The 18,469-nt window shown below is 56.2% G+C and carries 17 protein-coding genes, 1 tRNA gene and 2 pseudogenes; 12 read left to right on the plus strand and 8 right to left on the minus strand.

Translation table 11 applies throughout. The features are described from left to right. From ACHHTY_RS08025 to ACHHTY_RS08045, 5 genes are all read right to left on the minus strand, one after another. On the minus strand, positions 1-182 hold a 182-nt coding region (locus ACHHTY_RS08025; RefSeq protein WP_395493589.1), incomplete at its 3' end, for a hypothetical protein. Between the two features lie 8 nt (positions 183-190). Beyond that, positions 191-541: a DsrE family protein gene (locus ACHHTY_RS08030; protein ID WP_395493590.1), complete on the minus strand. Its 351-nt coding sequence runs from the start codon at positions 539-541 to the stop codon at positions 191-193. A gap of 163 nt (positions 542-704) precedes the next feature. Beyond that, positions 705-1,991 carry an NRAMP family divalent metal transporter gene (locus ACHHTY_RS08035; protein ID WP_395493591.1) on the minus strand — a complete coding sequence of 429 codons (1,287 nt, stop codon included), beginning with the start codon at positions 1,989-1,991 and terminating at the stop codon, positions 705-707. A gap of 72 nt (positions 1,992-2,063) precedes the next feature. Further along, on the minus strand, positions 2,064-3,224 hold the full coding sequence (gene nspC / locus ACHHTY_RS08040; RefSeq protein WP_395493592.1) for a carboxynorspermidine decarboxylase: 1,161 nt from the start codon (positions 3,222-3,224) through the stop codon (positions 2,064-2,066). A gap of 20 nt (positions 3,225-3,244) precedes the next feature. Next, complete coding sequence (locus ACHHTY_RS08045; RefSeq protein WP_395493593.1) at positions 3,245-4,435, minus strand: saccharopine dehydrogenase family protein; 1,191 nt, start codon at positions 4,433-4,435, stop codon at positions 3,245-3,247. A gap of 148 nt (positions 4,436-4,583) precedes the next feature. Between ACHHTY_RS08045 and ACHHTY_RS08050 the strand changes: the two genes are divergently transcribed. Further along, positions 4,584-4,659: transfer RNA gene (locus tag ACHHTY_RS08050), tRNA-Lys, on the plus strand. Positions 4,660-5,371: 712 nt separating this feature from the next. Here the strand turns inward: ACHHTY_RS08050 and ACHHTY_RS08055 are convergent. The 3 genes from ACHHTY_RS08055 to ACHHTY_RS08065 all read right to left on the minus strand — a co-directional run bounded on the left by ACHHTY_RS08055 (position 5,372) and on the right by ACHHTY_RS08065 (position 7,622). Beyond that, the gene (locus ACHHTY_RS08055; protein ID WP_395493594.1) at positions 5,372-5,668 is read right to left on the minus strand and encodes a hypothetical protein; all 297 of its coding nucleotides are present in this window, start codon (positions 5,666-5,668) and stop codon (positions 5,372-5,374) included. 452 nt (positions 5,669-6,120) lie between these two features. Continuing rightward, positions 6,121-6,384 carry a hypothetical protein gene (locus tag ACHHTY_RS08060; protein WP_395493595.1) on the minus strand — a complete coding sequence of 88 codons (264 nt, stop codon included), beginning with the start codon at positions 6,382-6,384 and terminating at the stop codon, positions 6,121-6,123. A gap of 236 nt (positions 6,385-6,620) precedes the next feature. Next, complete coding sequence (locus ACHHTY_RS08065; protein ID WP_395493596.1) at positions 6,621-7,622, minus strand: DUF932 domain-containing protein; 1,002 nt, start codon at positions 7,620-7,622, stop codon at positions 6,621-6,623. A gap of 571 nt (positions 7,623-8,193) precedes the next feature. On the opposite strand from ACHHTY_RS08065, the gene ACHHTY_RS08070 reads away from it, so the two are divergent. The 11 genes and pseudogenes from ACHHTY_RS08070 to ACHHTY_RS08120 all read left to right on the plus strand — a co-directional run bounded on the left by ACHHTY_RS08070 (position 8,194) and on the right by ACHHTY_RS08120 (position 18,398). Beyond that, entirely contained in the window at positions 8,194-8,565 is a 372-nt protein-coding gene (locus ACHHTY_RS08070; protein ID WP_395493597.1) for a helix-turn-helix domain-containing protein, read from the plus strand. A 226-nt stretch (positions 8,566-8,791) separates the two neighbouring features. Then, positions 8,792-9,067, plus strand: a complete 276-nt coding sequence (locus ACHHTY_RS08075; RefSeq protein ID WP_395493598.1) for an HU family DNA-binding protein — start codon at positions 8,792-8,794, stop codon at positions 9,065-9,067. A gap of 3 nt (positions 9,068-9,070) precedes the next feature. After that, positions 9,071-9,319 (plus strand): annotated as a pseudogene (locus ACHHTY_RS08080) (HisA/HisF-related TIM barrel protein); the annotation flags it as partial. A gap of 451 nt (positions 9,320-9,770) precedes the next feature. Then, positions 9,771-14,015 (plus strand): protein NO VEIN domain-containing protein, encoded by a 4,245-nt coding sequence (locus ACHHTY_RS08085; protein WP_395493599.1) that lies wholly within the window; start codon positions 9,771-9,773, stop codon positions 14,013-14,015. A 12-nt stretch (positions 14,016-14,027) separates the two neighbouring features. Next, positions 14,028-14,474, plus strand: a complete 447-nt coding sequence (locus ACHHTY_RS08090; protein ID WP_395493600.1) for a thermonuclease family protein — start codon at positions 14,028-14,030, stop codon at positions 14,472-14,474. Next, a complete protein-coding gene (locus tag ACHHTY_RS08095; RefSeq protein ID WP_395493601.1) occupies positions 14,428-15,015 on the plus strand; it encodes a hypothetical protein in 588 nt (195 codons plus the stop codon). The genes ACHHTY_RS08090 and ACHHTY_RS08095 overlap by 47 nt, the downstream gene beginning before the upstream one ends. Before the next feature lie 316 nt (positions 15,016-15,331). Next, positions 15,332-16,000 carry a uracil-DNA glycosylase family protein gene (locus ACHHTY_RS08100; protein WP_395493602.1) on the plus strand — a complete coding sequence of 223 codons (669 nt, stop codon included), beginning with the start codon at positions 15,332-15,334 and terminating at the stop codon, positions 15,998-16,000. Between the two features lie 119 nt (positions 16,001-16,119). Further along, positions 16,120-16,365 (plus strand): hypothetical protein, encoded by a 246-nt coding sequence (locus tag ACHHTY_RS08105; protein ID WP_395493603.1) that lies wholly within the window; start codon positions 16,120-16,122, stop codon positions 16,363-16,365. Between the two features lie 121 nt (positions 16,366-16,486). After that, a pseudogene (locus ACHHTY_RS08110) lies at positions 16,487-16,666 on the plus strand (YpsA SLOG family protein); the annotation flags it as partial. After that, positions 16,663-17,376 (plus strand): thermonuclease family protein, encoded by a 714-nt coding sequence (locus ACHHTY_RS08115; protein ID WP_395493604.1) that lies wholly within the window; start codon positions 16,663-16,665, stop codon positions 17,374-17,376. The pseudogene ACHHTY_RS08110 and the gene ACHHTY_RS08115, both read left to right, overlap by 4 nt. 92 nt (positions 17,377-17,468) lie before the next feature. Beyond that, positions 17,469-18,398 carry a PGN_0703 family putative restriction endonuclease gene (locus ACHHTY_RS08120; protein WP_395493605.1) on the plus strand — a complete coding sequence of 310 codons (930 nt, stop codon included), beginning with the start codon at positions 17,469-17,471 and terminating at the stop codon, positions 18,396-18,398. Positions 18,399-18,469 lie beyond the last annotated feature (71 nt).

The following is an 18,469-nucleotide window of genomic DNA, read 5'->3' on the forward strand; positions in this document are numbered from 1 at the left end:
GATTCATCGTCGACCAGAAAGTCCTTCAGTTTGGCCAGCAGCGAATCGGGCACTTCCTCGTCATGGATAAAGGCATCGGCCTCTTCACCGGTGATCTGCTGCTTGATTTCCAGGGGCAGACTGCGGAGAATGGCGACTCTCTCGGGGTTGGGCTTGCGCCGGGGTTTCTGTTGCTCAGTCATGGCAATCCTCAAAAAGTTATGATCCGGTAGCCGGCCGCCAGGTAATGGGACATGGCCGGATGGCCGGCGATATGACCCACCAGGGGCAGCCCTTCGGCCTCCACCGCGGCGGTCGCCTTCATTTTAGCCGAGCAGGCCTTGCAGACCGCGACAATCAGCCCCTTTTCCCGTACCTGGCGGTAGAGGGCATTGAGGAAATGGTCCGGCCGGCTCATTTCCCCGACCAGTTTGACCGCTTCCCCTTCGATGACGATTTGCCCCCCGCGCCCCTGTTCCGCCAGATCAAGGGCGTTCAGGAGCACGTGGACAAAACAGAGTGGTTCGCCCCGAAAGGCAAAAAGGATATTTTTTTCAGCCATATTCCCTCCTTTGCTCCCGGCCGGGGCCGGGAATCCGAACTGGTTGCGGCCGCTCCCGCGACCTAAGCCACCAACCTTTCAACCTTGCTGGGTCCCTTGCCCCCTGGCTCAGCCAGCGGTTCCGCCGCCGCTGATCACTCCCGCCCGGGCCGTCAGGCCTCGCTTACCCGCCATAAAAAAGCAGCACATAGAGATAGCCGGCGGTCATCAGGCCGAAAAAAACCAGCCCCGACCAACTGAGCAGCTTGAGCAGCCGGCCCGGGCGATGGTGCCGGGGCACATTGGCCCCGTTCATCACCTTGTAATTGATGTAGGCCAGCACCGGCGAGGTCAAAAATGAAGCCACCGCGGCAAAAGTGAGCAGTTGGACCAGGTTCTGGACAAAGAACAGCACCACCAGGCAGGCGCTGCCCGCAACGGCAACCACCCAGAAGCGCTGCAGGGCGGCGAAGCGCTCGACGTCGCAGCGCCCGATCAGGCTGCAGCAGGCGGCCAGGGCCCGGGGGTAGCCGTCGATGCAGGTCATGGTGGTGCTGAACATGGTGACAAAGGCGGCGGAAAGAATCAACAGGCGGGACCAGTCGCCGATGGTTTCGGTATAGAGCTGGACCAGCTGGGCGGAGAAAGCGATCCCGCTGGCGGCAAACGAAACCCCGGTGCCGTGCATCACCAGGGCGCCGAGGGCCAGAAACACCACGGCCAGAAAGACGGCGGAAACATAGCCGAGATAAAAATCCACCGCCGTTTCCCGGGGAGTGGCGAAGTGACCGGTTTGCTTCTGCCGGCTGAACATCCACAGCGAGGACCAGGCGGAAAGATCGACCGGGGCCGGCATCCAGCCCAGCAAGCCGATCAGGAAGGCAAACGAGGCCAGGGTCCAGGGGCTGGGAGCCCTGAAGTCGGGAGGCGGGGCGGTATAGTTGAAAAAGGCGAAAGCCACCGCCAGCAGGGTGGAAAGTCCCAGCACCGCGATGGTGACCTTGGCGAAGCCGTCGAGAAAGCGGTACTGCCCGCCCAGCAGCACCAGGGCGCAAAAAATCACCAGCAGCACCGTGATCTGGGCCACCGGCAAGGCCGTGAAGCCATAGCCGGCGAAGAGCGCGGCGCTGAGCATGGCCACTCCGGCCACGTTGATGGTCCCGGTCAGGATATTGAACAGCAGAAAGATCCAGACGAAGACCACTCCGTGGCGATAATAGCCGGTCAACAGGCTTTCGCCGGTGGCGGCGGTATAACGCTGGCCATAGAGGAAAAAGGGGAATTTGAAAAGATTGGCCAGCAGCACCAGGCCGACCAGGCTCCAACCGAATTCCGCTCCCGCCCGGGTCGACCAGACCAGGTGGGAACCGCCCACCGCGGCGCAGGCCACCAGGATGCCCGGCCCCAGGGCCTTCCCGAGGTTGGCCCAAGTCGTTTTTCCGGCCGGCTCATCTTCCCTGGCGCTTTCCAAGTCTCCCCCTCATGTTAGTCGAAACCCGCCCGGGCCTCCGGCCGATTGGGCTCGGCCCGGGGCCGCAACGGCTCAGGAGAGGCGGTTGCGATAATCTTCATACCCGAAACGGCGGACCACTTCAAGGCGGGCGGGACCCGGCTCGTAGATGGCGATGGTCGGCAGGCGGACTCCGTTGAAGGTGGTGTTCTTGACCATGGTGTAATGGGCCATGTCGCCGAAAACCAGGCGCTGGCCGGGTTGCAGGGGGTCGGGAAAGGAGTAGTCGCCGATCACGTCGCCGGCCAGGCAGCTCAGGCCCCCCAAACGATAGGTGTAGGGATACTGGCCCGGCTCGCCGGCCCCGAAAACCTTGGGCCGGTAGGGCATTTCCAGGACATCGGGCATATGGCAGGCCGCCGAGGTGTCGAGAATGGCGGTGCTGATCTCATTTTCGACGATATCCAGCACCCGGGCCACCAGGACCCCGATATTGAGGGCGATCGCCTCCCCCGGCTCCAGATAGACCTGGACCCCGTAGCGCTGCTGCACCCCGTCGATCAGGCGGCAGAGCAGGTCGAGATCGTAATCGGCCCGGGTGATATGGTGGCCGCCGCCGAAATTGACCCACTTGAGCCCCGGCACGAATTGGCCGAATTTTTCCTCGAAGGCGGCCAGGGTGCCGGCCAGGGCATCGGCGTTCTGCTCGCAGAGGGCGTGGAAATGCAGGCCTTCGATCCCTTCCAGCAACTCGGGGCGGAACTGTTCCCGGGTGACCCCGAGGCGGGAATAGCGGCCGCAGGGGTTGTAGAGATCGACTTCGACTTCGGAATACTGGGGGTTGACCCGAATACCGCAGGAAACCGGGCGGGGGTGGGCGGCCACCCGCTCCCGGAACTGCCGCCACTGGTTGAAGGAATTGAAGACCAGGTGATCGGCGTAACCGATGATCTCGGCGAAATCCTCCTCGCGGTAGGCCGGGCAATAGACATGGACCTCGCCGCCGAATTCCTCGGCGGCCAAACGGGCCTCGTCCAGCGAACTGGCGCTGGCCCCGGGCAGCACCGCCCGGATCCTGGGAAAGAGCCGCCACATGGCAAAGCCCTTGAAGGCCAGAATAATCCGGGCCCCGGTCCGCCGTTGGACCAAATCCAGCACCGCCAGATTGGCCGCCAGTTTGCCGGTATCGCAAACATAGCAAGGGGTCGGCACCTCATCAACAAAAGGAAAATCCGCCCGGATATCAATACTCATGCATCCCCCAAAACCAACTTTTACTCAAGTTCCCGGATTTCCCAGGGCAACCCATGGAGATTGAGTTGCTCCATGAAGGGATCGGGGTCGAACTGCTCCATGTTGAAGACCCCGGGCTTTTTCCAGGCCCCGCGGAGGATCATCATCCCGCCGATCATGGCCGGCACCCCGGTGGTGTAGGAGATGGCCTGGGAGCCCACTTCCCGGAAGCACTCCTCGTGGTCGCAGATGTTGTAGATGTAGATCTTGCGGGGTTTGCCGTCCTTGACCCCTTCCATGATGTTGCCGATGCAGGTCTTGCCCTTGGTCCGCGGCCCCAGCGAGGCGGGGTCGGGCAGCAGGGCCTTGAGAAACTGGAGGGGCACGATCTCCCGCCCTTCGAACATCACCGGCTCAATCGAGGTCATGCCGACATTCTGCAACACCTCCAGGTGCTTGAGATAATTGTCGGAAAAGGTCATCCAGAAGCGGATCCGCTTCAAGCCCTTGATGTTTTTGACCAGCGATTCCAACTCCTCGTGGTACATCAGGTAGGCGTTCTTGGGCCCGATCACCGGAAAATCGAAGGCCCACTTCTCCACCAGGGGCTCGGTTTCCACCCACTGGCCGTTTTCCCAGTAGCGCCCCTTGGCGGTCACCTCGCGGATGTTGATCTCCGGGTTGAAGTTGGTGGCAAAGGGATGGCCGTGATCGCCGGCATTGGCATCGAGGATGTCGATATAATGAATCTCGTCGAAATAATGCTTGGCGGCGTAGGCGCAAAAAACATTGGTCACCCCGGGATCGAAGCCGCTGCCCAGCAGCGCCGTCAGCCCCTTCTCGCGGAAGCGGTCGTGGTAGGGCCACTGCCAGGTGTAGCTGAAGCGGGCCTCGTCGGGGGGCTCGTAGTTGGCGGTGTCGAGATAATCGACCCCGCATGCCAGGCAGGCCTCCATGATGGTCAGGTCCTGGTAAGGCAGGGCCAGATTGAGGACCAGGGCCGGCCGGACCCGGTTGATCAGGGCCACCAGTTCCGGCACCTGGTCGGCATCCACCCGGGCCACTTCGATCTCCCGGCCGGTGCGGGTCTTGACCGAATCACGGATCGCCTCGCATTTGCTCAAGGTCCGGCTGGCCAGCACGATTTCACTGAAAACTTCGGGCACTTGGGCGCACTTGTGGGCCACCACGCTGCCCACCCCGCCGGCGCCGATGATTAAAACCTTCGCCATTTTCGCCACCTCCTGCTGGTTGGGGATAAAAACTTTGTCTAAGGACGGAAATTTTGCCGCCCGGGATTATTTCTCACTTCATCAGCCTTGACGCTCCGCCGGCGGTGTGCTAAATAGAGTCCTTTCGCGGCTTGACCAGCCGAAAAAAGGGCCGTTAGCTCAACTGGTAGAGCAACTGACTCTTAATCAGTAGGTTTGGGGTTCGAGCCCCCGACGGCCCACCAGTAAAATCAAGGGGTTACGGTTCATTCCGTAGCCCCTTTTTTGTTTGAAAAAGTCATTCCGTTTACTGGCCGTTTACTAATTGATAAATTGCAAAGGAATTGCCCCCTGCCTGATTCGTCGGCCAGCATACTCAAAAAGCATGGCGTCCGGCAAGAGGAAACCGGATAGCCGTTACTGCGTAACGCAGGCACAAAAAACCGGCCAGCGCCTTTTTGGGGGGGATTGCTAGCCGGGATGCTGGCGGCTTGTTCAGGGTTGGTACCGCCAGCAAATGGAACATATCACCAGGCGGCGGAGGTCGTCAAGATTCATCCCCATTTAGCTTAAACATACCCGCCGTCAATATATGTCAGTGGCCTCTTGGTCGGTCATGCCGTCGGTGGCTCGACGGTCGGCCTCCAGGGCCAGTTGCTCGACGATGCTCTTCAAGGGCCTGCCTTGGTGCGTTGCCAGCCGCCGGAGAGTATGATAATCCCTGGCTATCAAGCCAGCATTGGAAACGCCTCTGTATTGGTTTGCACCACCCGGTCATCCTCCTCCCGCGTGGGGGTGTTAACCTTTCTGGTAACCCCAATGTCAGCTTCTTCCCGCGTGGGGGTGTTGCGTTGCTTTGACCAAGCTGGCCAGGTGTGAAAGGGTTTCTTTCATGATTCCCACCACCAGGCAACGGCTATACCCTGCTGGCCGTCCATAGCCCGGTTCATACGCCAGTTACCCCGAGGTGTCCTCGTATTCACTGAGCGCAAAGTTGCGAACAGTGATGGCTTTTTGGTATCCAATCAATCCAAAGTTGGACTCAGTGATCGTCCCCTGATCCGCCCCATGGTCGATCAGGTTGCGGATGCCCCGCATCACGTCCCGGTGGGGGTTGATGACGGTTCCACAGCAACCAACCCCTTTCCACCGCCAAACTGAAGCTGGAAAGGGGTTGACTGCTGGTAACCCCCTTTCCAGGGCCGACAACACGGGTTGCACGCCGGTCAACACATGGGCTTGCCAATTACCCATCGCCGGCGCCGGGCCATCTATAGGGTTGCTGGTGCGAACCAAACCGCGAACCCCTGCGTACTGGCGCGTACTGGTAGGCGCCAGATTCAGTAGTATTGTGCTGTTTCCGGATAAGGTTTCAGCGAAGGTTACAGGCAAGGTTACACCCTGCGGGGATGCAACGAGACATTACCCCGCAGTCGCTCTCTCCTGGCCTGGAAAAAGAAAGGCCGGCCACTATGAAGGTGAACCGGCCCCGCTTGAGTTGATCGTTGGAAAGGATATTGCTGAAGGCTAATGCTTCGCGAAGCGAATATCGGGGTACTTCCCCCGCGTACTCTGATAGGCCGATTGTGCGGCTTGCTTCAGCGATGCGATCTCGGAGGACGTCAAGCGATTTGAAGCGGAGACCCGGTCAACACCATCGCACGTAGGGGCTGTTTCCTTGGGTATTAACTTGTTGCCCTTCCTGGTCATTTTTTCTCCTCTTCTTGAGAGGAAGAGCTTTTAGAGGCTGGCAATTGCTCTCCCTCGTCGGCATGCTTCACGAACCGAGCGGAGGGATTCAAGCGACTTGAATCTGCGGACTGCTTCCTTTCCGGCTTGAGATTCCGGGGCACGCGGGGGCGCTGCTTCTTCTCCACGGCGTCCAGCGTCTTCGTCAGCAGGTCGGCGACGGCCGGAATCCTTGTCACCTGGTCGATCTTTTCCAAGCCCGGGTAAACTCGTTTGCTCATCTGCTACTCTCTTTTTCTTTTCGGATGGAAACCTTCCCTGGCACTTCTTTACGGTCTTAGGCCAGATAGTCTCCAATCGCATGATTCATGCACTATTACACGATGTACTCAAAATGACGCAGTCAATATAAAATGGCTGCGAGAATCTTGCGACGCATCGGGTAAACCCAAACGTAACAGGTGACCAGTTGGCGCCGTGCGTGTTGGCCAGAGGAGGGAGGCGGACCCTTGTCGTTTTAATGCATCAACGGCTTGAGCAAATCGCTGATTTCTTCTCGCCAGGCAAGTTGCTCCTGCAAATCCCTTCTTTCCTTGGCCAGCCAGGCTAGGGCCTGGCCAACATCGTAAAGGTTCCTGCACTCGGCTGGCGCTCCAGGAATTTTTTGCCCTTTTTCGACCTTAATTGTAGTTGGGGTGTTACCCTTGTATGGACCGCTGATCTCAGCATCATGTCCGGTGCGGGCAATGTGATACAGACGGGTTGCCGCCTTATAACCCCAACCTTTTTTTAGCGTATTCTCTACCCATGGCATAAGATCCTTCGGACTAATATGCTTCTTGCGCCATTGCTCGAAATTTGACTTTTCATTTTCCGCTTCCCGAATACCCGAATACAACACTTTTCCCACGTCGTTAAGGCTCAAATCACCTACATGGCGCCGGCAGAAGTCGGAACGGGTGACGCCTATAACCAAGCCATTACTACAAATAAGACGGAACCAGCCCATGAGTGCACGGAACCTGGTGCTGCCGTCTACGGAGTTGAAACACTCCAGGCGCATATCCATAGGATGACCGTCGCCAGGATCAAAAGAAAACTGCTGTGGCAGATAGAGGCTCAAAGCCATCCGTTCGCCGTATTCAGTGATCTTCAACTCGGCATTTACATCTTCCGGGTTGATTTTATGGTAAGCAAAAGCTTTCTCTGATATGTCTAGCACAGCTAAATGAGGAATAAGAGCATATTCCCTGGAGACCACTCCGACTGGGATAAAATTCGGATCATCCTTGAATGGTTTGCGGACAATCGTATCGAGCCGTTTGTTTATTAGGGAAAATTTATTGTCAGATTGGGCGATAGCGAAAGGCCTTCGCTCAAATTTCGGTACGTAGTTGCGAATTTCTTTAAGGGAGCCTTCATAAGAACTAAGCGGTGAATTGAGCCATTTTGGTAGGATGCCACGGGTAATCTCAACCACACTCGGCACTGTCCCTTGGGCTGATTGCTCTTGAATCATATCATGCTCCAAACATCTGTTAAGGGTTCTACTCACCGTAGTGTTTTGACTGGCTAAGGCCTGCTACTACTAGCTCCGGGAGATTAAATCCATTAATCATGGCATCTTCAAGTGTGCTCCCTGGCGTCTCCCTGTGAACAGCCCTGATGGCGCTGACAGAGACAGATCGGTAGGTTTTCCAGCCTAACCCTATCAACATACCAAATGACGGAGAGACATCGCTAATTCCCCCGCAGAAATAGCATCCGGCGGCATAGTGAATCAACCCTTTGTGGTCAGTATACCATGGCGCAACAATAACAGTGCCGTTGTGGTTCATTGGCCCATTCAGATGTTTATGCGTCTTTCCGCATTCCCCGCAAAAAATTTTTGGCATGATCCACCCCCGTTATACGTCATGTTTGCGCAACATAAATACACGACCCAAGTGCTAGGACCATGCTTCCCTGCCCACCGAGAACGTCGGACCAGGTACACTAGCAAGTGTTACACATCATGTGTGTATTTTCAATAAATTTAACACTCATTCCATGTTGTGGTTTGCCAATGGACCGGTCTGTATATTGGCACCATGTCGAAACTTATCATTACAAGCACCGAAATTGGCGCGGCGATCCGCAGGCGTCGGAAGACCCTTGGTCTCACCCAGGAAAAACTGGCAGAGAAGGTTGGCGTTTCGTATCAACAGGTGCAGCGATATGAGAACGGAACTACCACCCTCAACGTTGAAAATATGCAACGAATCGCCCATGCTCTAGGGGTTCCGCCAGCCTCCTTTTTTATGTCCGAAGATTTGCCTGTTCTGGCAAAGAACAGTGTTCCCGTTTTGTCCACCGAAGAAAGAAACCTCCTAAGTCTTTTCAAAAAAATACCCACCTCCGCCGATAAAAAACTGGTTACCAGCATCACCCGCCGACTCACCAAGAAAAACCTGCCAAAATAACCCGCCGTTAACCTTCCTTGCCAAACAAATGCAGAGGTGACCCAAACTGGTTCCCTGCTCCATACGGGTTACTGATAGAGGCTGGGGAATAGGGGCTGCCATACCGGCCATCTCGCAAGGCCATTCAATGGCCACCCTCGGAGGGCTTGCGCTGTTTTATGGTCTGGGGTAATCAATGTTCGAGTAGGAAGAGGGTGGGGACAACAATACAACTCGGGAGAGAGCGATGAACAAGAAGGAACTGGTCGAGAAGCTGGCCGCCGAAACCAATATGAGCAAGGCTGAGGCCGGCAGGGCCTTTGACAGCATTTTTGGGGCGATCAGTGAAGCACTGGCCCAGGGTGACAAGGTGATGTTCCCCGGCTTTGGCACCCTGGAAGTACGGGATCGGGCTGCCAAGCAAGGGCGTAACCCGCAGACCGGGGAGACCATTCAGGTCCCGGCGCGGAAGGCGGTGGCGTTCAAGGCCGGGAAGACGTTGAAGGATGTGGTTAATCGCTGAAGGTATTGCTGGTACCAGTGCACCGTCAAGGGGGGCCGCGAGGGGCGCGAGCTCGACTCCGCCACCCTGGCAGCGGCCTGCGAGGAGCTGGGGGCGGGGAAAATTCTGCTCAACTGCATCGACAGGGACGGCACCAACTCCGGTTTTGATCACGAATTAATTAAAATGGTCAAGGAGGCGGTGAGCATCCCGGTGATCGCCTCCAGCGGTGCGGGAACTCCCGAGCACTTTAGCGAGGTCTTCGCCGCCACCACCCGTTTCTTGGTCCGGCCTTTTCTGTTTTCAACAAGTTGAAGGTACTCGTACCGTCCTGACTTCTTGACTAGTGCAAACATGGGGATCTCCTCTGTCGTGGACATCCCCATAAATAAGCTGCTTCGTCTGAGATCAAAAGAGTTAAAAGCAGGTGCTGTGGAACCACTTTTTTGAGTTTGACAAAAGTCTGGTGACACAAAAACAACAAGTTAACAACTTGGGTTGGGCAAAATTGGCCATCAACGGTAGAAGTATAGTTAGGGTTTTCCAGTATTGACGACCAACCTCAGCTCAACTTTGTCCGAAGCCGTCGGGCCTGCCACTTCGAGCTGGCCGTCACTACTGAATGATGCTGACAGCGGGTAGCTCCGCGAATTAGTATAGCGGTGTCGCAGTCTGGCGGGCATAGTCTGCCAGGGACTGCACCGACATAAGATCGAGGTGACCGATGGCAAGCGGCCAGGGGCAATCCGAAGTTCATGACGTACAAGAAGATGCTGGACATGTGATTCGGGCGATCTCGGCGAACCAGCGTAGTCTATATGATTCCGAGCCCCGCGAGTTGATCAGCCACTACAATCGCGAGAAAAGCGCATTGGATGGTTACCGGGGGCGGCAGGTTCTTGAGCTGCTGCAGAATGCCGACGATGCCGGGATCGATCTAAAAGATGGCTGCGCAGTCCTCCTCTCTTTGGATCGGGACCGCTTGGTAGTTGCCAATACAGGTGCTCCGTTTACTTACGATGGACTTATGTCGCTCGTTATCAGCGATTGCAGTCCGAAGCAGCTTGACCGGAACCGGTTCATCGGTTGCAAGGGCCTGGGCTTTAGAGCCGTGTTGACTTGGACCGAACGACCAATAATCGTTAGTGGCTACCTGCGGGTCTGTTTCGACCGTCCTGCTGCAACTCGTTACGTGGAATCCCTGGCCAACAAAGGGGCACAGCGCGTTGCCGAGTTCCATCGGTCAGTCGGCCGGTGGCCAGTGCCGGTCATGCGGTTCCCACTGGTTCCTGCAGAAAACGATCAAGACCTTTTAGTCGCGCGGCGCTTTCAGGAGATGGGGTTCACAACGGTTGTCGTGTTGCCGCTGCCCACTGGCGAACCGGGCGATGAGGTGCTCTCAGAGGCCCAGCAACAGCTGTCTGAACTACCCACGTCAGCGATGCTCTTCTGTCGCCATCTGGTAGACGTCAAGATCGAAGGAGTCGTGTCCAGGCACTGGACCTTACTTCGCGAGGAGCTGGATGACGAGAGTTCCCGGGTCATTGTTTCCGATGGCGAGGCGGACCGGTACTGGAATATCCACCGGCGGTCGGCGATCGTGCCGCCTGAGGTCGCTGCCGAGACAACGGGCGGACGGCAAGAATACGAGATCGGCATCGCTGTCCCTGAGTCGCCAGATATGCCGTGCGACACGAATGCGCTCTGCGTCTTCTTCCCTACTCGCGAGCGCTTGCCGTGTCCGCTCATCCTCCACGCGACGCTGGAGACCACCGAAGATCGAAACCGGATTGTAGACCACGCTTCTAACCGCTTTGTTTTGGCTGCTTTGGCGGAGCATCTGGCGTCGGTACTGGAAACGGAGGTGCAGGCTGACGACCCACACAGGCCGCTGCAGTTACTCTGCGGAATTGAGAATGCTGACCACGCTCTCGACAGGCTGGGTTTTGTCGAGGGCGTGAAGCAAGCGGTGCGCGCGAGACGGCTTTTTCCTCGACTCGACGGTCGCACAGCGATGGTCGATGACGTTGTTCTTCCCCCTCATGAAGTATGGGCCGACGTGGCCGATGTCAGCTGGTTTCCCGAAATGCTTGTGCTGCCTTCGAGCCAGCGAGCGGCGGACCTTGTGCGTTGGCTGGGCCTCTCGTGGTTGGAGCGGGTGTCTCTGAAGTCGCGTCTACAGAAGATGGTTGCGGACGCTAAACCTGAGCGGGTGGGCACCATCCTTGGCCAGCTCATTGACGCGAATCAGATACGTTCCATCGGTATCAATGGCCTACTCCTGGAACGGCAGGGCTGTCCTATCGCGGAAGGGGAAGAGTGCTTCTTCATGCCAACCGAGGAGTTGCCGCCACTGCCAGCATGGGCCGATGGCGTTAAGTTTTTGGACGCCATCTTCCAACGCGCGTTGTTGCAGGCATCCGGCCACTCATCCCTTCGTGGCCTGGCAGGCGAGCTGGAGCGCAACTCGGCCAAGGTGTCCGAGTACCGATTCGATACCGTCGCGCGTGCAGTAATTTCCCGCCTGAACTCTGACAAGGAGCTGTCCGAGGCCGACCGGGTGATGAGATGGCGAAACATGCTCGTTTGGCTGCTTCGCGCGTCCATAGGGTCAGGGCAGGTCCTGCCGCAACTCCCCATCAACGTCGTTACGGCCAAAGGGACGCTCGGGAGGGCAACATCCCTTTATCTGTCTGATCGCTACCCCCGCGGCCAGATTGTGGCTCGTCTGTACGGCCCACTCCACGAGGACGACTTTGTCGCGAGCACTGAGGGCCTGGGGCTGTCGGAGTTTGACGAGTCAGAGGTGGAGGCGTTCCTTATCGCGCTCGGAGTCCGCGCAATGCCCAAGTCCGTGCAGCTGCCCGCCTACGGCCCGTCGAGCACGGATTACCGCGACTTCCGCGAATTTGTGGTGGATAGTCTGCCGTTCCCGATAAGTGTTCGGTCAACGCTGTGTGAGTCGCCAAGGGATCTGCGTAGCAACTTCAGCAGTTACGGGATCAGCGGCCTAATCGCGCCTGATAGGCTCCTGCGCATACTGAAAGAGGGAGATCCTATCGCCGTCATGGCGTATCTGATGACTGAGCAACAGGCAGTCTGGGCTTCTGATTTCGCAGAGAATGCATATTTCCAGGCCACAATAGGGCGTGAACGCGACTACCGTGACGACCATGCTGTGCCTATCCCCAACCCAGTGCTGCACTGGCTACGAGAAATCGCGTGGGTGCCGGGGAAAGACGGAAAGCGGCATCGTCCATCTGAGATCATGTTGAGCAACACCGGTCTTAGGATCCTGCCCAGCGTGTACTGCCGACACGCGATTGATCATAAAGATGAGCTGCTGGCCTCGCGCGGTGGAAAACAGGCTGTGGACGCAATCCTGTTGCGTCTTGGAGCGGTGGCTTCGCTGGAAACGATGGCGAGTGAACAGGTCTACGACCTCCTATTGTCCCTGCCCGGGCGCGACCCACGAGGTGAGTCGGTCTCCGCCATCTATCGCACGCTCCTGGAGTCGAACATAGCGGTGGAGGACGGCCCAAACCGCTCGGAGTTTCTGCGGAGCGGCAAGGTGTGGGCTAAACATCAGGGTGAGGGCCAATTCCTACCTGTAGCGGAGGTGCGGTACAACGCAAACGTCACTCTGCCAGACGAAGTTGTCTCGCGTATGGCTTTGCTAGACCTCCCACGGCGACGAAACGCAACGGCGGTCAGTCAGCTGCTCAACGTTAAGCCGCTGTCGTCCGGGGAAGTCGCGTTGGAGGTCGTTCATGACGTCACGGAATACGACGTCCGAAGCGAAGAGGCCAACGCCTTCCTGCGACGCTGCGTCCCGTACATATACGCACTTCGACTCGGTAAGAAGCTCGACGATGGCTTCCGAGAACGGAATCTTTTGAAGAGGACGTCGCTATTCGTCTGCAGCCGGCTCTCGGTGCGTGTGTCGATCGAAGGCCAGGAACCTGAAACGCTGGTCCTTGATCGTACCAAGGACCACATATGCATCGAGTCGCAGCTCTACGTTGTCGGCCAGTACGATCCGGCAGGAGCAGGCTCGACGGGATTTTGGCTTTCAGTTGCAGGGCTGATCGCCGAGGCCCTGGGTACGGACGTGGCGGCAGAGGTTGGGTCGGTGCTTCGATGCCAAACAGAACGCGAGATGAAAGAGGTTGTTGAGGTGCTCTTGGGGCACGAGGCAAGCGCGAAACTGGATGAGGCGAGAAGCCGCTTTGAAGAATGGGAGGCCCCGGAAGAAGATGAGGATCTGGTTATCACGCCCGCCGACCCTGAGGACGGTCAGGGCGATGATCAAGACAGTGATGATGAGGAAGCCGGCGACGATACGACCGGTGAAAGCGGCCCGCAAGAAGGAACCAGCGAGGAAGAAGGCGATGACGAGGGGCAGAAGGAATCCCGGTTCACAGAGACCACACCCCCGTACAGTAAGCCAAAGAAGAAGCGACGCCTAGTTATCAAGCGCAGTGGCGACGGAGGCGGTGGTGGTCATCATGGCCCTGTGGCAACGGAAGACATGACGTTCAAGATCGTGGAGGCCTTTGAACGACAGGACGGTGAAGGCCGGGCAGTAATCAATGTAAGCCATATCCGTGGCAGCGATGGGTTCGGCTGTGACCTGATCAGCGTGGCCTCGGAGGCAGTGAAGGAGAAGGCCCTTGCGGCCGGCAAGATCGCCGAGTCCGAGGTGGTGAGGTTCATCGAAGTCAAAGGACGCAGTTTGCGCACGGGCGACGTGGAACTCACGGACAATGAGTACGAGGCCGCTGAAAGACTGAAGGGGCGGTACTTTCTCTACCGCGTCTTCGTGGATCCGAGCGATTCGTCCGTCTACGAGGTCGCGGTGCTGCGGGATCCGGTTCACTCTTCGGCTAGGCGAACGGTGACGCGGTTCGATTTGAGCAAGGGATCTGAGGCGGTGTGGTACGCGCTCGAAGAGGTTACCGAGGAATGAGTCCTCATTGCAGTGCCGGGTGGGGGTGGCTGGCTAATCAAATGGGGACAACAGAGCGTTCAGTACGCCGTCACCTGGGCAATCTCAAAGCAGCCGGTTTACATCACCTCTGAACCCCTTCACGACGGCACCGGCCACCAAGGTCTCAATCCCTATCGTATCATCTTGGACGATCAGGACTACGGGATCGACGCCCCGGAATCCGGCCAGCCTTTCGGTAGGGCCTCCACGGGTCACGTCAAGAAGGTTATCGGGGGTGCCGGGTTTCAAGTAGAAATAACAGAGATAGACCGAGACCGTTATGGTAGGATCGTCGGCATGGTCATCGTCAACTGCTTGAACCTCAACCGCGATCTGGTCAAAAACCCCGTCAAATATGGGATATGGGTTTGTTGGCCGGAGAGAGAGGAATATGTCACTGGACGCATTCAGTCGATGGGCAAACCGCTTCCGGCGTGATGCCGTGAAAGACGACATGAAGCTGCTGCGAAAGCATCTTCAGCGGGTTGGGCTGCCAGACGAACCGGAGAAACTCATCGACGGAACGATCATGTACATGAGCGGATGTTGCGCCTATCTCAACATTGACGGACGCTCCATCGACGATTTTCTCGCCATGCAACAGTATAGGCCCGACGTAGATGCCGATGCTGACTATTTCTTCACTTTCAACCTGTTCGGCAAAACATTCGGCAGGATTATCATGTCCCTGTATCCCCATTACGTTGATTTAGCCGATTTGTACGGCCACCCGTGGAACGATTTCAAAATGTGTGGATATTCCGATTTCCGCGTCGCTCGCATCGATGACGACGACATGTCCGCAGACGAATGCGATGAGATCGAAAAGGTCGTTGCAGGTGACATTCTATTCGACTACACCGAGGATGAGATTGATATTCACGTAGACAATTACTCGATCGAAGGCATCTTGATTTGCTATGTTCAAGACGTAATGCGCGAAGACATGGAAATGGAATATTCGCCGGACAGTGAATAACGTATTTTGCACCAGGGAGAACCGATATGTATCGCGAATAGGTGTCTTTCCGCTGTCCGTGTGCTCCGCCGGACTCGAAGTCGATTATCTGTCTGAGATGTGGGTTTAATTTCTTTGTCAGAAACTGGGATATGTACCTGAGATACCGGACAGCCTGACCGATGTCGCTGCCGATCCTCGAATCAAGAAGCGTTGGATATTGAAGCGATTCAAGAGGCAACCGCAGAGGACAATGAGGCGGCCAACAAAGCGTCGCACCCTATCGCCGTTAGTCGCGGCGAAGGGAGAACGCTGACGTTAGGAGGGTAAGGAAGAGATGAAGAAGGGCAGCGAGTACGCTCAATTGGTTTCAGCCCGAAAGGCTTGCCATAGGTGTAAGGGGCTGACGAACCCGGCCGATATTAAGGGTGGGCGCTTCGATGTGGAACACGTTGGAGCCTGGTCGATATGGCAAGGTAATCTGGACGCAACTCTGATGGTTGTCGGCCAGGACTGGGGCGATACTGTTTACTTCATTCGGCGGCGAGGTCAGGAAGGCCCTCGCAATCCGACGAACCTAGCGCTCGTGGAACTCGTTGACATCGCCGGTGCCTCGATCGGAGAACCGGGGTCCTCTTTAGGTCGCAACGTCGCGTTCTTCACCAACGCCATCCTCTGCCTTAAGAAAGGTGGCCTTCAGGGCAAGGTCCAGAAGGAGTGGTTCGCCGAATGCGCGTCGTTTCTGCGTCGGCAGATCGAGATCGTTCACCCTCTCGTGGTGGTTGGGTTGGGTCAACGCGCGTACCAGACAATCCTGCAAAGCTTCGGTCTAACAGCTGGGACCTTCCGAACCGAGGTGGAAGAGCCTCAGGGCAGGCTGCTGCCGAACGGCACTCAGGCCTTTGCCGTGTACCACTGTGGTGCAAGAATCCGGAACACGCACCGGCCCATGGACCAACAGCAGCAGGACTGGCGGCGCATCCGTCCATTCCTCCAGCGGGGCTGACGCGTGCCAGAAGATCAGAGCGTGGATGCGAGGCCCTTTCGGTTAGGCTTAAAAGTCGAGAGATACGTGATTTTTGGGCCGGGAGGTTTGGCCGATGAAGGTAAAAGGGGAAAAATAAAATGGACCGGGAAATTGATGAAACGCTGAAACACGCCATCAAAAAGCTTAATGCCGGGTGGGCTCTTTATGAGGATGGGAAATTAACGCTTGATAATTTGGTGGAACAATTGGTTGATTTTACAGCAACTACTTGCGAAACGTTGAGGAAAATCCATCAACGAAAGCACAAAAGGAACAATATCTTACCTTTTCCCAAAAACACCCATGAAAGTAAAAAAAATAGGGACACTCCCCCGAAAAAATAGGGACACTCCCCAGTTCAATCAAAACCCGGTCGTCTTTCGCTGGCCAAACTTTGATCAACTCGCCTCAAATTTGTAAGCTTTTTAGGAAAACGGTCTACTAGCCACCTAGCACAACAAGCCTTTCCTGCACCTGGATTTCAAGGCCAACTCCATGCTCTATTGCGCCAGGCTGCTTGCCTCCTGGGTGAAAGACAGCGGAATCAAAGTTCTGAATGTGGCTGGCTCCAGGGCAAGCAAAGACCCCGAGATTTATGGTGCCACGGTTAAGCTGCTGGAATCGGTTTTGGGGAAAGTGAAATGATCTCTGCCAGGCCCGCCAGGGTCCTTGCCCTTTTGCTGGCCACATGGTTGGCCCTGGTCGCTTCGGCACAGGCCGACACATGGCAGGCGCGGGTGACAAATATCTCTGATGGAGATACCATCACGGTCATTACCCCTGCCGGCCAGCAGGAACGGATTAGGTTCTACGGGATCGACGCCCCGGAATCCGGCCAGCCTTTCGGAAGGGCCTCAACGGATCACGTCAAGAAGGTTATCGGAGATGCCGGGTTTCAAGTAGAAATAGCAGAGATAGACCGGGATCGTTATGGTAGGATTGTCGGCATGGTCATCGTCAACGGCTTGAACCTCAACCGCGATCTGGTCAGAGTTGGCCTTGCCTGGGTTTATCCGCAGTATTGCAAACGGCCAGAGTGCCGGGAGTGGCGGGAACTGGAACAGGAAGCCAAGGCCAACAAGCTGGGGCTGTGGCGTGAACCAGGGGCCGTGCCACCTTGGGAGTGGCGGCGGGGGCAGCGCGATAGACAGCCGAATCAACCAGCCGCTTCCAACCAGGTCAAAGGTGGTGATTGCCTGATCAAAGGCAATATCAATCGGCAGGGCGACAAGATTTACCATGTCCCCGGTGGCCGGTATTATGAGCAGACCAAGATCGACGAAAGCAGGGGGCAGCGCTGGTTTTGCTCCGAGGAAGAAGCCGGAGCAGTTGGGTGGCGTCGTTCAAGGGAGTAGGGAAAAGATAATGTGAACTGTATATCCAGCTTTCGGTGGTGATATACAGATCTGTGGAGTTGGTTGTTCGGCAATACAATATGGGAAATTTCATGACATATCGAGAACAACAGCGACAAAAGGTGACATCGATTCGGGAGGCGTTTTTCAAAGATCCCGGAAACGGCATCTTTTATGGCAAGGAACGCGAATTTGCGCTTTCCGATCCGATTATCAACTTGTGGGAAGGCATCCGGTATGATGCCGTTGACTATTTTAAGCGAAACAATATTGGGTGGTGGCAAAGTAGCGGAGATGATTTGCCCACTGGGCATTTGCTTTCATCCCAGATAGCCTGTGTAAACCATCTGTACTTCATCAGGCAAAGAGAAGACCTTGCGACCACGATTCTGAAAAGCATTGATCCCGATGTGGTTAAAGCTGTGCCTGTTGATGACGGATATGTCGAATTCGAATTCATTGGTTCTGAAAAAGCCAAAATCCCTTTTTTACTAAATGAAAAGTCTCTCACTCGTGGGGCTAACTGCACCTCCGTTGATGCAGCCATGATTGGTCAGTTACGATCGGGGGCAAAAAGGCTATACCTTATAGAGTGGAAATACACAGAATCATACCGAGCTGAAGACAAGTATATCCTCGAGAGAGCAAGCCGCTATGACAACCTGATAATAGCCCCACACTCACCGTTTGTCGTGGGAATCAACGTGGCAGCACTCTATTTTGAACCGTTCTATCAGCTCATGAGGCAAACGTTGCTCGGAAGTCAGTGTGTGAAAGTGAAAGACTATGGTATTTCTTCCTACAAGCATCTCCATGTTGCCCCAATGCAGAATACTGAACTCCGTGAAAGAATTACCTCAAATGGCTTGAATGGAGCAGATATACATGATGCATGGATTAAAACGCTTAAAGAAAAAGACGCTTTCATTGGGACTACCCCAGAAAACTTACTGAGACCTGTCTCAGACATGAGAGACACAAAATCGTTCCTCCATTATATAGAGAACAGATATTGGAAATGAAGGCCGAATCGGGTAAGGGGGAGGTTCTCCCTCCCCCTCCCCACACCACCCGGCATGCGGGTCCGCACCGG

The sequence above is a fragment of the Desulfurivibrio nitratireducens genome (assembly GCF_044068515.1).
In the GTDB taxonomy this organism is placed as follows: Bacteria; Desulfobacterota; Desulfobulbia; order Desulfobulbales; family Desulfurivibrionaceae; genus Desulfurivibrio.